The organism is Bacillus cereus group sp. RP32, from assembly GCF_040459735.1.
Classification (GTDB): Bacteria; Bacillota; Bacilli; order Bacillales; family Bacillaceae_G; genus Bacillus_A; species Bacillus_A wiedmannii.
The window spans coordinates 4,329,119-4,345,846 of record NZ_JARVHO010000001.1; the positions used below are offsets into that span (position 1 = coordinate 4,329,119).

Below are 16,728 nucleotides of genomic sequence, written 5' to 3' on the forward strand. Positions count from 1 at the left end.
AAATCGAGTCGAAATATGATATATTAAATTTTGTACATATTGCTTATACTATGAAATAAATGACACGCATCTTAACTTTATCCTCAGCCTCGGTAAGCCCTGTTAAGCGCGCTTTACCAATAGAAAAAGCAAAAGTATCAGTGAGACTTAATCGGGCTCTTATGAACTAAAATTCATTGGTGTAGGATAAATTAAAAATACATAATAGTAGGAGTGTTTATCGAATGAAGAAAGCTATGCTTGCCTTAGCCGCAACAAGTGTAATCGCATTATCAGCATGTGGAACAGGATCATCATCAGACAAAATCGTTACATCTAAAGCTGGTGACATTACAAAAGATGATTTCTACAATGAAATGAAGCAAAAAGCTGGTAACCAAGTCTTACAAGGTATGGTTATGGAGAAAGTACTTATCAAAAACTACAAAGTAGATGACAAAGAAGTAGACAAGAAGTTCGACGAAACAAAAAAACAAGTTGGTGATCAATTCGATACACTATTAAAACAACAAGGCATGAAAGAAGAAACATTTAAAAATACTATCCGTGCCTCTCTAGCTCAAGAAAAAGCAATTGAAAAAACAATCACTGACAAAGAATTAAAAGATAACTACAAACCTCAAGTTAAGGCAAGCCACATTCTTGTAAAAGATGAAGCGACTGCTAAAAAGGTTAAAGAAGAACTTGGACAAGGTAAATCTTTCGAAGAGTTAGCGAAACAATACTCTGAAGATACTGGTTCAAAAGAAAAAGGTGGCGACTTAGGATTCTTCGAACATGGTAAAATGGTTAAAGAATTCGAAGATGCTGCTTATAAACTGAAAAAAGATGAAGTAAGCGAGCCTGTAAAAACACAATTTGGTTACCATATCATTAAAGTAACAGACATTAAAGAACCAGAAAAATCATTTGAGCAATCAAAAGCTGACCTGAAAAAAGAGTTAGTTGCGAAGAAAGCACAAGACGGCGAATTCATGAACGATCTTATGATGAAAGAAATCAAAAAAGCTGACGTAAAAGTTGACGATAAAGATTTAAAAGATCTTTTCGAAGAGAAAAAAGCTGACGATAAGAAAGACGAAAAGAAATAATGAAAAGCTCGGGATTAGCCCGAGCTTTTTTTGTTTGCCCTCTTCTCGTGATACATTGCGTCTAGATTCGGTACATGAAATTATGTAGTTGATTTTCGTGAATCTAAATTATATCAGCGATTTTTCAATTATATCGACCGCAACTCTAATTATATCGGCGATTTTCGAAATATATCAGCGCAACTCCAATTATATCGGCGATTTTCAAAATATATCGACTTACCGACAAAAACTGACAATGATCGCGATCCCCTCTTCAAGAAACACAAAAAACCTCGATTCCACCGCACGGAACCAAGGTTTATCTTATTATCATTGATTAAATTAAGAAACTATGTTAAATTAGTACAGAAACACGTTTCCGAAAATATATAGAACGTATTTATCCGTATCTTAATTGTACAACAAAACACATCTTCAGTCAACCTCTATTTTTCACTTTTAAAGGAGTGCTTACCGTATGAACAAAAAACTTGATTTAGAGCAAAAACGATTGGATACCGTAATAGAAACGATTACGGAGCAAATTGATAAACTGGAAAACGAAACTGGCAGACGTCGGGCAGAAGTAATCAATATTCGTAAACACTTTTGGGATGACGTGAAAGTGAATACTGATACTTTTGATGATTATCTTGAAACAGTTATCAACTTGAGACAACAAGCTCAGTCACTAGCTGTCACACAAATTACCCATAAGCACACCTTTAATCGACTTGCCGCATTAAGACGTATGCATAAAGCACCTTATTTCGGACGAATTGATTTTAAAGAAGAAGGAGAATCTGCTGCGGAGAAAATTTATATCGGCGTAGCTACACTTACTGATGCAAGCGGAGAAAATTTTCTTATATATGACTGGCGCGCACCTATTTCGAGTGTGTACTACGATTATCCACCAGGACCGGCTGAATACAGTACACCAGGCGGCGTAATCCACGGTAATGTGGAGAAAAAATTACAATACATTATTCAAAATGGCGAGATTGATTCTATGTTCGATACGAGCCTTACAATTGGTGATGAAATCTTGCAACAAGCGCTTGGAAAAGGTACGAATAAACATATGCAAAGCATCGTTGCTACGATTCAGCGCGAGCAAAATGAAATTATTCGTCACGATGAAGGCCGACTCCTTATCGTGCAAGGAGCTGCTGGTAGTGGTAAAACGTCAGCTGCCCTGCAACGAATCGCTTACTTACTATATAAATATCGCGAATGGTTAAAAGCTGATCAAATTATTCTCTTCTCCCCTAACTCTATGTTCAACAGCTACGTATCTAACGTACTACCTGAACTCGGTGAAGAAAATATGCAGCAAGTTACATTCCAAGAATATTTAAACCATAGACTCAGTAAGTCATTTGATGTTGAAGACCCTTATGAGCAATTAGAATATATGTTAACTGAAACGAATAGCCCTACCTATAAAACGAGAAATGCGAGCATTCGCTTTAAAGCATCTACTCAATTTTTCGAAATGATTAGAGCGTACAGACAATCTCTTGAATCTTCAGGTATGCTATTTAGAGGAATGAAATTTAGAGGAAAGTTAATTGTTTCTGCTAAAGAAATTACAGAGCAATTTTACAACACTGACTCCTCCCTCCGCTTCCATAATCGAATTGAAAAGTTAACAGATTGGCTAAATAAACAAATAGATGAGATTGAAAAAACAGAACTGAAAAAACCTTGGGTAGAAGAAGAAATTGAATTACTGAGTAAAGATGAATACCAAAAGGCTTATAAATATTTACAGAAAAAAGGCGAGTTTGAAGACAACTCCTTTCATGATTATGAGAAAGAAACGAAAGTACTTGGACGTATGATTGTCCGTAAAAAATTGAAGCCGCTTCGTAAAGGCGTTCAAACATTGCGCTTCATAAATTTCACAGGCATATATAAACAACTCTTCACAGATGCATCATGGGTTGCTGGGGAAAAACCGAAAGAGTGGGATGACATTTGCTCATTAACAGTAAACATGCTCGATGAAGGAAAGCTATATTATGAGGATGCGACTCCATTTTTACTTTTAAAAGAATTAATCGAAGGCTTCCAAACGAATAGATCGATTAAACACGTACTCGTAGACGAAGCGCAAGATTATTCGCCGTTTCAGTTCGAGTTTTTAAAACGTCTCTTCCCTGCTGCAAGAATGACTGTACTCGGAGACTTTAACCAAGCGATATTTGCCCATGCGAGTGAAGCAGTGAATTTCAATACACTTACTAGCTTATACGGACCAGATGAAACGAACGGCATCAACTTAACTCGTAGCTATCGCTCAACAAAACCGATCATTGAATTTACACGTGCTCTCGTACCAGAAGGAAAGAACATTCACGCCTTTGAACGTGACGGTGAGAAACCTACCGTGACGAAAGTATCGAATGACAGCGAACTGCATGAACATATTACTGCCAAAGTTGCTGAACTACAAAAAGAGCAGCATAATACGATCGCAATTATATGTAAATCTGCAGCTGAAAGCGCCGCTGCCTACGAAGCACTTAGTCATATCGAGAATATTAAACTTGTGAAAAGTAACTCAGCCGAGTATGAGCAAGGCATTGTCGTGATCCCTGCTTACTTAGCGAAAGGTATCGAATTTGATGCTGTTATTATTTACAATGCTTCTAAAGATGTGTACAGTGATGAGAGCGTTCGTAGATTGTTCTACACTGCTTGTACACGCGCGATGCATGAGTTGCAACTTTATAGCGTTGGCGAAGTTAGTCCTTTTATACTTGGGGCTAATTCGGAGAGTTTTGAGCTTATAACGAAAACACCTTGATGATTCAAGGTGTTTCTTTTTTTATGCAGGATTTACACCTTAAAAATAGAATATATCAGTTTAGAAAAAGCTAAGGAGTTACAAGATGAATCATTATTTTATTGCTATTTATGACGGCGTGTTTCCTACCGAAAATTTACATACCATTTTACAATCTAATCCTATCTTTACCACCCTAAACGTCCGCCCTCTCGAAATCTCATCACCAAGACCTTTCACATTATTAGTTGGCGCAGAACACGATGCACTTACAACCGGCCTTACAGATACATACCATTTATTAACGAAAGAGTTACAAAAACTAGAAGAACAAGAAAAGTACTATTACGTATACGATTATAAAATTAGAAAGACTATCGAGAACCCTGGCGAAAAATGCTTTCCACTAGCGACAATCCATATAAGTGTTACAAAATTCCATAAGATGATTCAAAAAGTAAAAGACTTAAAACGACCTGTATTTGCAGGTTATAATATCACTTCTCATGATGCAGGCATACTTACAATTGATGTACTTCTATCTTCACCTTTATTAAATCCTAACACTTCCGAAAAAGATGCGGAAGAATACTCCTATTTACAACAACTAACTGAATCGATATCTCGTTCTGAATTATGTATTTCTATTAAAGAGAGTGCACTTATTTAAACACGAAAAGAGGGTTATTTATGATAACCCTCTTTTACTATCTATTTACGTTTGTACTTGACCATAATAATGCATTCTTTTATATACAACTTATATAAGTATCAATGTGTTTTTCTCATTCTAAACGACATATCCTTACGCCTATATACACTCGGCACGATCCCCATTATAAATGCATGAAACAGAGTTGGTACTAATCCATAACTAATAAAAGGTAATGATATAGAAACACGTGGTAATATCCCGAGGATCATGCCAACGTTACAAATGAAATGGATTGCAAAAAGAGTCACTCCACCAACGAGAAGCAATTTACCATAACCATCATTTATTTTATAAGCTATGTTCATTATTCTCACTGCAAAAAGAGAAAGAATCAAGACGAGAACTAGCGCAAGCACATATCCATAATAGTAAGTCAAACTCGCGAATACAAAATCAGTATGCGCAGCAGGGATAGACTTTATATTTCCATATGTACCGAACCAACCTGCTGAAGACATCGCCTCTTTTAAACGTAAATCCCATTGATCATACGCTGGGTTTAACATTCCTAAAATTCTCGCTATCCGGTATTCTTTTACAACCGACCAGGAAAATAGATCCCTAATAATAAAGGGTAAAATTGGTAACATTGTAATGAGCCATGCCGTTTTCTTTCCTAACTTACTCCACCAAAGCATAACGAATACCATCGTAATATAGATGAAAATTGGTAGAAGAATTGATATAGTCGAAAATAGATATAAAGAAAATACGTACAACATGAGAAGATGCATAAACTTTAACCTACTATTATTGAAAAAAGAAGCCCAAGCTAGAAAGAAGAATGGTATCGTCATTAAACAGTCAATTTTGATGGGGCCAATTTTTATTATTGCTTCCCCAATCACGTAACCAGTCGGAAAACATTTTATAGCTAACAAGATAAGTATTCCAATTGTATAAAACAACCATCCAAGTCTTTCTAGCTTCCGGTAATCAAGCAACATCATCCCAATAGCTGTTGCAATGCCGAGAATTACAAAAATTACTTTGTTCATTAGTAAATCATTCGTATGCCCAAGAGCGATTATTGGTAAAAACCCTAACCCCATAGCAGCCACTAATAAAATAAGTAAGAACCAGTCCACCTTTGGCTTATGTAGTTTGTTAAGTTCTTGTCCTAATTTAATTGGACTTCCCATTTGTTCCACAGCTTTATTTTCAGCAACTTTCTCACTCAAGCCTTTTTCTATCCATGTGTTCTTCGCCTGTTTTAAGTGAAAATCTAGTTCAGTTGCTACAAAGCTTTTTGCTTCTTTTGATTTAATATGATTCGTAACTTCGCTTACAAAACGCTCCCCTTTTTTATTCAATTTCGCCTCACTCCTGTACTAAGCCTTTTAATATAAATTGTACCTTCGTAGCATTTTTCTCTGCCTTTCGCAGCATCTTTCTTCCTTTATCATTTAATTGATAATATTTCGCTCCTTCATGATCCCAACTTGATTGAATAAAACGATTCTGTTCTAGACGATGTAATACGGTATATAAAAAACCTTCATTTCCTTCGAATTTTCGAATCCCTCTCCCTCGTAGCAGCTGTGACAATTCGTATCCTGTTTTTTCATTACTGAGGAGTTGTAAAATGGCTAAAGAGATGTCCTCTTCCTTTTCGTGTGATGCATTGATTTTTTCGCGCACCCGCTTTCGGTGTTGATCAGAAAAACTCAAATGTTTAAACGTTGTATTCTCCATTGATTTTCGCAGGCCTTTTAATCGATCTTCCATTTGATTATTCCTCCAATCCTTTCTTCAAAAGCTCCTTCGCTTTTTTCAGTCTCGTTTTTATCGTGTTTTCCTTCACTTCTATTACAATAGCAATCTCTTTAATTGATAGTTCTTCATAATAAAATAGGTAAATGACTTCTCGATATTTTATCGGTAAATTCATTACTGCAGAAGCCAGCTCACGGTCCTCCGCATTTTGAATGACAGTTTGTTCGACACTATCATTTTGAACCCCAATATAAGCAGATTCATCCTCTGCCACGATCACCTTTTTGTTATACCAACTCTTTATATAGTCCTTACATTGATTAATCGCAATTCTCCATAACCACGTTTTCACATTCGACTTCCCTTTGTATGTATGAAGAGATTTATAACATTTCACAAATATATCTTGCGTTACATCCTCAGCAACCTCTTTATTATTCACATATGAATACACAAGTTGTAAGACTTCTTGTCCATACTTGTTCATGATTTCATCGATAAGGAGTTCCTTATCTTCTATTTCAAACGCTTCTACCGTTAATTCATCCACATCATTTCCTCCTTCCCATATATTAGACGACGTACTGTATGGAAAAGTTTTATAAATTTATAAAAAAATCCGTTTGGCAATAATGTTTTTTATAAATCACTTCCTCAGCAACTTACATATAATAAACCGAATAGTCGTTACAATACATTCACCTAAAGAGCGCCTCTCTCCCAAGGCGCTTTTTAAGTTTGCAATAAGGATTTTGTCTTAGTTTTCTATCGTCAAGATTCCCCTCATCGCTAAATTAAAAAGAGAACCCATTCAATCGAGTCCTCTTCCCTCCTAACACTCACTTAAAGAATCTAATATTTCATGGCCATATAAAGATGGCTTGATAATATCAAAACCAATAAATTCTTCATACTTCTTATCTGCAAAATAAAATACAACATTTTGAAATAACACTTTTTGCAAATAATTATCCTGAGAAACTCTAAATGAGTATATGTATGCATTATCGTTTGAAGTTTTCTTTTTATATATTTTACTCCTATTTGTTAATCCTTTTAATTTATGAGCGTTTTCTCCAAAAAACTCAATCCCCACTATACGATCAAATTGATCTATATCTAAATTTAGTTTTGGATTTTCTTCCAATTCTTCAGTCGATTCAATCTCAATTTCTGAAGTGAATGGAATTAAATAAAGATATGCCATCTGGATTTCAGGGTCATAAGTGATTAGTTTTTTCATGATACACCTCATATCGGTATCTTATTTTTTGTACGAAACTTCTCTCTATAAACTAAATATTAGGTTTTTAGGTTGTAAAATACAAGCATCATATTTAAAATCATACAAAAAAACCACCTAAAGGCTCCCCTTCAGGTGGTTCTCTATTTTACGCTAACGCAGCTGCCTGTTCTTGTTGATCTACAGGAGTTACAGCATCTCTTAACGCTTTTTCTAGTTCAGCTGTGTATTTCATTTGCTCCTCTTTGCTCCAGCCTAGTTTCGCAGCCATGTAGTTGATTACTGCTTCTTTCCACTCGTATACCCAGTGGATGTTGAAGAACACAGCGCCTCTGCGGCGTACGAAGAAGTCAACTGGTTTTGCTGTCATTTCGTAATCCATTGCGTATACAAGTGGGATTAGAACGTCTAGCGGCATGTTGTATTCTTTCGCTTCGTCTTTATGTTTTTTCGCTAAGTCGAACAGTACGTCAACGTTAGAGCCATAGAATTTCGCAAATTCTTCTGCTTGTGCTTTCGTTAAACCAGATTTCGTACCCTCGTCTGCTTTTTTCGCAACGAATGCTGGGAATCCGTGTGAACCACTTACATGCCCACCAGAGATTGGCATATGTTTCGTATCGCTTTTCGGATATGCACTATGACCTTCTTTTTGTAATAGGTTTGTTACGTAGTCTACTACCATTTCAGCCATTTTACGGTATCCTGTTAATTTACCACCAGCGATTGTAATTAAACCAGATTCAGAAGTCCAAATTTCATCTTTACGAGAAATTTCAGATGCATTCTTACCTTCTTCATAAATTAACGGACGTACACCAGCCCAGCTTGACTCCACATCTTTTTCTGTAATTTTCACACTTGGGAACATGTAGTTAATCGCGTTAATGATATATGTGCGATCTTCTGTTGTCATGTGCGGTACAGCTGCGTCTTTATCATAGAACGTATCTGTTGTACCTACGTATGTTTTTCCGCCGCGAGGAATCGCGAACACCATACGTTTATCTGGTGTATCGAAGTAAATAGCTTGCCCTAATGGGAAACGTTTTTGGTCAATTACTAAATGCACACCTTTTGATAACTGAAGTACTTTCCCTTTTTTTGAGTTATCTTTTTCACGAAGTGTATCTACCCAAGGACCAGCTGCGTTTACAATTTTCTTACCATACACTTCATACACTTCGCCATCTAGTAAATCGATTACACGTACACCGCATACTTTTCCATCTTTATATAAGAAACCGTCTACTTTTGCGTAGTTAACAGCCTTCGCACCGTGTTCAATTGCTTCTTTCATTACTTCAATTGTAAGACGCGCATCGTCTGTACGATATTCTACGTAGTAACCGCCGCCCTTTAGTCCTTCTTTTTTTACAAGAGGCTCTTTGTTTAATGTCTCTTCACGGTTAAACATTTTTCTGCGCTCGCTTCGTTTTACGCCTGCTAAGAAGTCATATACACGAAGACCAATTGATGTACTGAATGATCCGAACGTACCGCCTGTATGGAACGGAAGTAACATCCACTCTGGTGTTGTTACATGGGGACCGTTCTCATATACGATTGCACGCTCTTTCCCCACCTCTGCTACCATTTTCACTTCAAGTTGTTTTAAATAACGTAGACCACCGTGTACAAGCTTCGTTGAACGACTTGATGTACCTGCTGCAAAGTCCTGCATTTCAAACACAATTGTTGATAACCCGCGTGTTGCCCCATCTAATGCAATACCAGAACCAGTAATACCTCCACCAATTACGATCACATCTAACTCTTGTTTATTTACTCCGTTTAATACGTCTTTACGTTGTTTACTTGAAAATTTCATGGTAATTCCTCCCTTTGATAACGAAAAAAGAGACCACGAACTCCGCTATAGATTTCGCCTCTATAGCGTGTTGTGGTCTCTCCAAATCTCCTACCGAATTATTAACTTGTCACCATTATAACACTGTTTATGATTATTTGAAAGCTTTTGTTGCTTCAATCGCTTTTTTCCATCCAGCATATAGCTCTTCGCTTGTTTCCGCTTCCATCGTTGGTTCAAAGCGTTTGTCCATATGCCACTGTTCTTTAATTTCATCTTGGTTTTTCCAATATCCAACCGCAAGACCAGCTAAGTACGCTGCACCTAAAGCTGTCGTTTCGTTGATTACTGGACGCTCTACAGGAACGTCTAAAATATCACTTTGGAACTTCATTAAGAAGTTATTTTTAACTGCTCCACCATCAACGCGTAATGTTTTCAGTTCAATACCTGAATCTGCTTCCATTGCACATAATACATCTTTCGTTTGGTATGCTAAAGATTCTAGTGTTGCACGAATGAAATGCTCTTTCGTCGTACCGCGCGTTACACCAAACATAGCGCCGCGTACTTCACTATCCCAATAAGGTGTTCCTAGTCCAACGAATGCTGGTACCACGTATACACCTTCAGTTGATTCAACGCGAGAAGCATACACTTCACTCTCACTTGCATCTTTAAACATGCGCATTCCGTCACGTAACCATTGAATTGCAGAACCTGCTACGAAAATACTTCCTTCTAATGCGTAGTTTACTTTACCATCTATACCCCATGCAATTGTTGTTAATAGGCCGTGCTCAGAAGCTACTGCTTTTTCACCTGTGTTCATTAACATGAAGCAACCAGTTCCGTACGTGTTCTTCGCCATACCTTCACCGAAACAAGCTTGTCCAAATAATGCTGCTTGCTGGTCACCAGCTACGCCTGCAATCGGTATATTTTGACCGAAGAAGTGATAATCAATTGTTTCTCCGTAAATTTCAGATGATGGACGTACTTCTGGAAGCATGCTCTTTGGTACTGTTAACATGTCTAGAAGCTCATCATCCCACTGTAAGTCGTGAATGTTAAACATTAATGTACGTGATGCATTTGAGTAATCCGTTACGTGCGCTTTACCGCCAGACAATTTCCATACAAGCCACGTATCAATTGTTCCGAATAATAGATCGCCGTTTTCTGCTTTTTCTCTTGCACCTTCAACGTTATCTAAAATCCATTTTACTTTCGTACCAGAGAAGTATGCGTCAATTAAAAGACCTGTTTTTTCGCGAACCATTTCGCTATACCCTTTTTCTTTTAACTCATCACAAATTTCAACTGTTTGACGAGATTGCCATACGATTGCGTTGTAAATTGGTTTTCCAGTCGTTTTATCCCAAACAACCGCTGTTTCACGTTGGTTCGTAATACCGATACCAGCGATTTGTTCTGGTTTTACATCTGCTTCGCTTAAGCAAGTTGCGATAACTGCTAAAATAGATCCCCAAATTTCTTGTGCATTATGCTCTACCCAACCTGGCTTTGGAAAATGTTGTGTAAACTCTTTTTGAGCTGAATGAACAATTTCACCTTTTTTATTGAACAGAATTGCGCGTGAGCTAGTTGTTCCTTGGTCTAAAGAAAGAATATATTTTTTCATATCGGTTTCCCCCTATGCTACTTTTCTACTATTTGTATTGCTTTCACTTTTTTTACTTGTCATATAAGAGATTGCTAGTACAATCACAGTTGCAATAATCACATAAATAAGTGCTGCATTTTGTTTTCCTTCAAATACAACTTGATGGAATAATCCTGCAAGTGATCCACCTAGAATTGGACCAACTACTGGAATCCATGCATACTTCCAGTTCGAACCGCCTTTTCCTGCAATCGGAAGGAAGAAGTGTGCGATACGCGGACCTAAATCACGAGCCGGGTTAATCGCGTATCCTGTCGTTCCACCTAATGATAAACCAATACTTACAATTAAGAAACCTACGATAAATGGATTTAAACCATCTGCAAATTTATTTGCTCCAATTGCTAATATACCAAATACTAAAACGAATGTTCCAATCATTTCACTTAAAAGGTTTGCAAATGTGTTCGGAATTGCTGGACCTGTTGCAAATACGCCTAACTTTGTTCCTGGATCTTCTGTTTCTTTCCAGTGTGGTAAGTAATGTAAATATACGATAACTGCCCCGATAATTGCCCCAATCATTTGTGCTGCGATATAACCTGGTACGTCACTCCATGGGAACGCTCCCTTAAATGCTAGTCCTATCGTTAAAGCCGGATTCAAATGTGCCCCACTAATTGATCCAACCGCGTACGCTGCTACCGCTACCGCTAAGCCCCAGCCCATTGTAATGACAATCCATCCAGAATCTTTCGCAAACGATTTCTTTAAACTTACACCAGCACAAACGCCGCCACCAAGTACGATTAACAACGCTGTCCCTATTAATTCCCCTAAAAATGCTGACATAAAATCCCTCCATAATCAATTTAAATGCGTTCAAATGTGATAGAGGTAAAATGAATGGCCATTCGTTTTTTCAAAAGAAAAAGATCCACAGCTTACATGCTTCTATATAAAAATATATAGAAACAATAAAATGTGGATCTCTTCTTTTCTCCGTCACGTTTATTAACTTGTCTATAATGTTAACCTTTCATGAAAGCGGTGTCAACAGAATTTTTTCACATTTTCGTCACTTTTTTTGGTAATGTTTCCATAGTTCTTTTTTTGATGTCGTAATTGCTGTCGCACCAGCACTTAAAGCTCTTTCAACATCTTGCACAGTACGAATGAAACCACCCGCTAAAATCGGGACACCAGTACGCTCTTTCACTTCAGCAATCACATCCGTTAGCGCACCAGGAAGCACCTCTATATAATCCGGCTTCGTCTTTTCTAGCAAATTACAGCTCTTTTCCATCGCGCTAGAATCAATTAAAAAGATGCGTTGAATTGAGACGACACCCTTTTGCTTCGCCTTCATAATCACGCTCGCCTTTGTCGACAGTAACCCGTACGGTTTATATTCTTGGCATAAAAACTCCGTCGCATGCCCATCACTTTGTAATCCATGGATCAAATCAACATGTAAAAACACCTTTTTACTATGCTGCTTCGCAAGTGACACAACACTCTTCAATTGACCAACATGAATATCTAAAATAACAATATACTCATATGAACTATGTAATAGCTTTTCCAAATCTTTAATTTGCCTCACTGCTGGCAAAATCTTCTGTTCATGAAATTCCATTCTAAATATCCCCTTCTTTATGTCATCCTATCCTTTATAGTACACAATTTGAGTAGAAAGAACAGCTAGTGCGGGGAAATTATTTCCTCTATCTATATATTTTCTTCAACTTATCAGAAGCCGTCCCACCTATAACCATTAATATGAGGGGTAAAAAATTCATTACATACGGTGCATCTGCTACAAGTGTAATGCTCACTCCGGCAAACTTATTTAACATCCATACAACGATTTTTGTAATAAATAAAAATACGCCCATCATAAATAAACTATCGAAAAACACCTTCCATTTTGGATATGCTAACTGTTTACTATCTTCAATTACTTTTTGCGTCAAATCTTCATCGCTCCTTAATAACTCATCAATCGTAATACCGAACAAATCACTTAAATGAATAATAATTTCAATGCTCGGATAGTTCTTTCCCGTCTCCCATTTCGAAACAGACTGCCTACTTACATGAATTTTTTCAGCCAAATCATTTTGCGACCAATTTCGTTTTTCTCGTTCTTCTTTTAAACGTTCACTAAAAATCATACTGTGTTTATCACCTCTCTACGTCTAGTATGGACAAATAACGAATGAAGAGTAAAGCGAATTATCGTTGCGTTGGCTGTGCAACTTGTGCGTTACATATTGAAATGGCGCTATTTCATACTTTATATCACGCTGGTTTTATATACTTTTCTTCTATAATAATTTCCCGAACAATAATACAATGAACAGATGCACCACTATTATGGATAGCACCAGAGAAATTAATGAAGAAATACAATTAGAACGAACAAAAACCCTGTAAAATTTATTACAGAGTTTTTTGCTAAGTATTTATTGTTTCGCATAACGAATACGAACATTATCGTCCATATGATAAATTTGTAATGTGTTTCCATCATAGTTTTGTAATTTATACATCATACTATCATTTGTTAACTTTACTTCTTGACCATCTTTAACTGCTTTTGTTACTTTTAAGGATAACTGGAATGACGGAACATCTACCGCATATGTTCCTGTTAAGTAGTTATCTTTATTCGGATAAGAACCATTCGCATAGGACTCAAATGTTTTATCACCTTTTAATACTAACGTAGTTTTTATGCCACTACCGTAATCAATACCCCAATTACCAATAATCTCAGTACCATCTTTGATGTTCTTCTCCATGTTTCCATAATTAATTCCTAACTCTTCACTTGTACCAGCTGTACCTACAAATACCCCCGTTTTAGCTTGGCTTTTGTCTGTTTGAGCCTGACTACCAGTAGTTGGGTTTGTCGATGTAGAATCACTTGTTGTACTAGTTGATTTTTCTGTGGCTGTATCACCTTTTATTTCGGATCTTAACTTATCGAATGTAGGTTTCCAAATACGTTTTGCTTCCTCTAGTTTTGTATTTGCTTTATTTAAGATTTCCGTATCAGTCTCTAAGCTGAAACCTTTATCATTGAATAACTTCTCTATTTCACTGAATGTTTCTCTTAGTTTACCTGTCGCTCTTTCAATCTCTTTTTGGTCTTCTTTATGTTTTGACGGTGCGTAAATCTTCTCTATCTTATCAAATACTTTATAGATGTCTTTAATACTATCTAATACCTCATCTTTTGATTTACTTCCATTTCTCAAATCTTTTACAGAAGCATCATAGTAATCAAATCTTCTTAACATATCCTGTTCAATGTCTAATAAATATTGTGCATAATCTTCATCTAAAACTCGAACCTTTTGAACATCTTTACTTTCTTCTTTCGAATTAGTTGATTTTTCTTTCGTTTCAGCAGCCTTAGATTTACTTGTTTCTTCTGTCTTTTCCTCTTTATTTGCCGAATCTTTTACTGTAACACAACCACTTAATAATATGGCAACTGGAACTGCAGCAGCTATTAGTTTTTTTACTTTCATACCTCATACCCCTTTAAGTCATTTATTCTTAGTTGGTTTTACTACCGATACTCTTCGCTGCTTCTTCAAACAGTTTTGAGCCTTCTTGTGCTTTACTTAATGATTGATGCATTTTACTCTCATCTTCTTGGTCTAATGCATCAAAGAGAAGTTGGAAACAATCCGCATATAGTTCCATTGATTGCTTTATCTTCGCTTGTTCTCCCTGTAATTCAGGAGGCGCTTGTAGATTCTTCAGTTTCTTCGTTGTTGCCTTTGCTCCACCTAAACTCAGTTGTACTTCACTTTTCTTTTGTTTGTATGATTTTACGTCTGAATCTGCTATTCCTTCAATTAATTTCATCGTATCTTCAATTTGAGTAGCACTGTTTATAATATCTGCCTTGTACCTTTCAACATCTGAACCCGTTACCTTACCAGTTGAAGAATTAGAAGCAGTTGAATTATTACCTTGTTGACTACTTGACGAACTACTATTTGTACCTTCACCTTTTGCTACAGATAAGCTATCCTCTTTCTTGCTATCAGTTGACTTACTCTCATTTTCAGTAGCCTTACTCTCTTTCTCTACCTTTTTCGTTTCCTCTTTCTTTGGTTCAGCTTTCTTACCATCCGTTTCAATTGTAATACAACCACTCAATAACATAACTGGTAACGCTAAACTTACTAATTTCTTTGCTTTCATAATTACTAATACCCCTTTATTTGTAAAATGTAGTGCAAACAAGTTAATATACTTAACTAATAAATTTCTCCCGAATAATTTATTAGAAGCTAACATCCACAGATTCCCTGTATATTCATAATCTTTCCATATATATCATTTTACAGAGAATTACATATTTGGTCAAAGAGATTTATGTAGTTTTTAAAGAGACATTTCTACGCGAAAAAAGAAGCTAACAATAAATTGTTAACTTCTCAGCTGAAAGTAAAATATTATCTTTCTTTATCTTCTAATATCTAGGTTGTGATTGAATATTTGTAAGGTGAACATCATACATATCAATGATTTCAAGAAATCTATCAGCTTCACGGAAAACATGGTCTGCTAATAATGGATGAATGATACTCTTTATTTTACATTGTTCAATTAAATCACGTGCTGTTTTCTTAAAATCCCGAAGAGATGCAACCGACACACGATTTTGATCTAAAAATTGATCTAAAAGAGGGACTGTTTGGGATTGTGGTTTCATAGATTCTAAGTCAATTGCTTGATACATCAATTCATCAAAATCATTGCTAAAATTCCGTGCTGTGTCTACAAGCTTTCTTTCCGATGGATCAAGAAGATGACCAATAAATTTAGCATGGTCTGCCATAATCCGTAAAAAGAAAACATTTTCTTTAATAATAGCATCAGGAAGAGCATCTAATTTACCTTCATTTAATTGTATTAAACGTTTTCTAAAATAATCAGCTTCCCTACTCGTATGGTCAACTAACAGTGGAAAGTTATTTTGTCCTGGCAATTTACATGTGAGAATCAATCCTAAAATTTTTCGTTTAAATCCCCAAATATTCGTTGCGGCTTGTTGTACTTCTGAATTAAATCTTTTTATTTGCTCAGGATCTGTTTCATTTGTATAGGAATGCGCTATTTGTTCAATGTGTTCAAACAATCGATAAAATTGATTAGCCTCTTCAATTAGTTGCGTATCCTCGCATCTAAACCCAAGGCGAAGAAAAAAAGAATGCTCCTTCATGATTCTAGACCAAAAACGAATTTCATTTAATGAACGCTCAACAAACATTACAGACGTAACACCTGTATCAGGATGTAATGATGTTTCATCCCTATGCATTGTTAATCCCCCCCTGTAAAATACCCACTAGTTCCATTCTTATGAGGAAAAATATATATAAATGCCATCAATAGAAGTTCATGATGAATTTCGTATACATGCTCTTCAAAAAGAAAAAAGCTATCACCTAGATGTAAAGTTTTACTAGATGATAGCCTTTCAACATTTCTATTAAAGTAATACAGAATCTTTATCACTATCCTGATTACGTTTCTCTCGTTCCTCTGCTAAGCGCTTCATATACACTTCGCCTTCTTTTTCGATAAACTCATTATCCATCTCTTGCTCTTTTTTCGAAGTATATAAAACCATGTAGCCACTTAATACGATCCCAACGATTACAAGATACACCCACCATGGTAAAGTTTCCACTGTACTTCATTCCTTTCCTTAGACAAGC

Annotated in this window: 16 protein-coding genes; 3 read left to right on the forward strand and 13 right to left on the reverse strand. The window is 36.3% G+C overall.

Annotation, left to right across the window (positions count from 1 at the left end):
• Positions 1 to 224: 224 nt before the first annotated feature.
• The 3 genes from prsA (at position 225) to QCI46_RS22320 (ending at position 4,537) form a co-directional block, all read left to right on the forward strand.
• Positions 225 to 1,091, forward strand: coding sequence for a peptidylprolyl isomerase PrsA (prsA, locus tag QCI46_RS22310; RefSeq protein ID WP_353841416.1), 867 nt, complete (start codon positions 225 to 227; stop codon positions 1,089 to 1,091).
• Positions 1,092 to 1,551: 460 nt separating this feature from the next.
• The gene (gene helD, locus QCI46_RS22315; RefSeq protein WP_353841417.1) at positions 1,552 to 3,888 is read left to right on the forward strand and encodes an RNA polymerase recycling motor HelD; all 2,337 of its coding nucleotides are present in this window, start codon (positions 1,552 to 1,554) and stop codon (positions 3,886 to 3,888) included.
• Positions 3,889 to 3,973: 85 nt separating this feature from the next.
• Positions 3,974 to 4,537, forward strand: coding sequence for a hypothetical protein (locus tag QCI46_RS22320; protein ID WP_353841418.1), 564 nt, complete (start codon positions 3,974 to 3,976; stop codon positions 4,535 to 4,537).
• Positions 4,538 to 4,638: 101 nt separating this feature from the next.
• On the opposite strand, the gene QCI46_RS22325 is transcribed toward QCI46_RS22320, so the two are convergent.
• The 13 genes from QCI46_RS22325 to QCI46_RS22385 form a co-directional block, all read right to left on the reverse strand.
• The gene (locus tag QCI46_RS22325) at positions 4,639 to 5,895 is read right to left on the reverse strand and encodes an FtsW/RodA/SpoVE family cell cycle protein (protein WP_353841419.1); all 1,257 of its coding nucleotides are present in this window, start codon (positions 5,893 to 5,895) and stop codon (positions 4,639 to 4,641) included.
• A 7-nt stretch (positions 5,896 to 5,902) separates the two neighbouring features.
• On the reverse strand, positions 5,903 to 6,310 hold the full coding sequence (locus QCI46_RS22330; RefSeq protein WP_046957111.1) for a PadR family transcriptional regulator: 408 nt from the start codon (positions 6,308 to 6,310) through the stop codon (positions 5,903 to 5,905).
• Positions 6,311 to 6,314: 4 nt separating this feature from the next.
• Positions 6,315 to 6,848, reverse strand: a complete 534-nt coding sequence (locus QCI46_RS22335) for a sigma-70 family RNA polymerase sigma factor (protein WP_353841420.1) — start codon at positions 6,846 to 6,848, stop codon at positions 6,315 to 6,317.
• 282 nt (positions 6,849 to 7,130) lie between these two features.
• Positions 7,131 to 7,541 carry a DUF2283 domain-containing protein gene (locus tag QCI46_RS22340; protein ID WP_353841421.1) on the reverse strand — a complete coding sequence of 137 codons (411 nt, stop codon included), beginning with the start codon at positions 7,539 to 7,541 and terminating at the stop codon, positions 7,131 to 7,133.
• 148 nt (positions 7,542 to 7,689) lie between these two features.
• The gene (gene glpD, locus QCI46_RS22345) at positions 7,690 to 9,372 is read right to left on the reverse strand and encodes an aerobic glycerol-3-phosphate dehydrogenase (protein ID WP_353841422.1); all 1,683 of its coding nucleotides are present in this window, start codon (positions 9,370 to 9,372) and stop codon (positions 7,690 to 7,692) included.
• 133 nt (positions 9,373 to 9,505) lie between these two features.
• On the reverse strand, positions 9,506 to 10,996 hold the full coding sequence (gene glpK / locus QCI46_RS22350; RefSeq protein ID WP_353841423.1) for a glycerol kinase GlpK: 1,491 nt from the start codon (positions 10,994 to 10,996) through the stop codon (positions 9,506 to 9,508).
• A gap of 12 nt (positions 10,997 to 11,008) precedes the next feature.
• Complete coding sequence (glpF, locus tag QCI46_RS22355; protein WP_048545386.1) at positions 11,009 to 11,830, reverse strand: glycerol uptake facilitator protein GlpF; 822 nt, start codon at positions 11,828 to 11,830, stop codon at positions 11,009 to 11,011.
• A gap of 226 nt (positions 11,831 to 12,056) precedes the next feature.
• Positions 12,057 to 12,617 (reverse strand): glycerol uptake operon antiterminator GlpP, encoded by a 561-nt coding sequence (gene glpP, locus QCI46_RS22360; RefSeq protein WP_000394296.1) that lies wholly within the window; start codon positions 12,615 to 12,617, stop codon positions 12,057 to 12,059.
• Positions 12,618 to 12,705: 88 nt separating this feature from the next.
• The gene (locus QCI46_RS22365; protein WP_353841424.1) at positions 12,706 to 13,155 is read right to left on the reverse strand and encodes a helix-turn-helix domain-containing protein; all 450 of its coding nucleotides are present in this window, start codon (positions 13,153 to 13,155) and stop codon (positions 12,706 to 12,708) included.
• Positions 13,156 to 13,446: 291 nt separating this feature from the next.
• Complete coding sequence (locus QCI46_RS22370; protein WP_353841425.1) at positions 13,447 to 14,520, reverse strand: DUF3994 domain-containing protein; 1,074 nt, start codon at positions 14,518 to 14,520, stop codon at positions 13,447 to 13,449.
• 28 nt (positions 14,521 to 14,548) lie between these two features.
• Positions 14,549 to 15,205, reverse strand: coding sequence for a DUF7018 domain-containing (lipo)protein (locus QCI46_RS22375; RefSeq protein ID WP_353841426.1), 657 nt, complete (start codon positions 15,203 to 15,205; stop codon positions 14,549 to 14,551).
• 271 nt (positions 15,206 to 15,476) lie between these two features.
• Positions 15,477 to 16,328 (reverse strand): DUF2935 domain-containing protein, encoded by an 852-nt coding sequence (locus QCI46_RS22380; protein WP_046953966.1) that lies wholly within the window; start codon positions 16,326 to 16,328, stop codon positions 15,477 to 15,479.
• Between the two features lie 171 nt (positions 16,329 to 16,499).
• Positions 16,500 to 16,700, reverse strand: coding sequence for a sporulation YhaL family protein (locus QCI46_RS22385; RefSeq protein ID WP_000449227.1), 201 nt, complete (start codon positions 16,698 to 16,700; stop codon positions 16,500 to 16,502).
• Between the last annotated feature and the right edge of the window lie 28 nt (positions 16,701 to 16,728).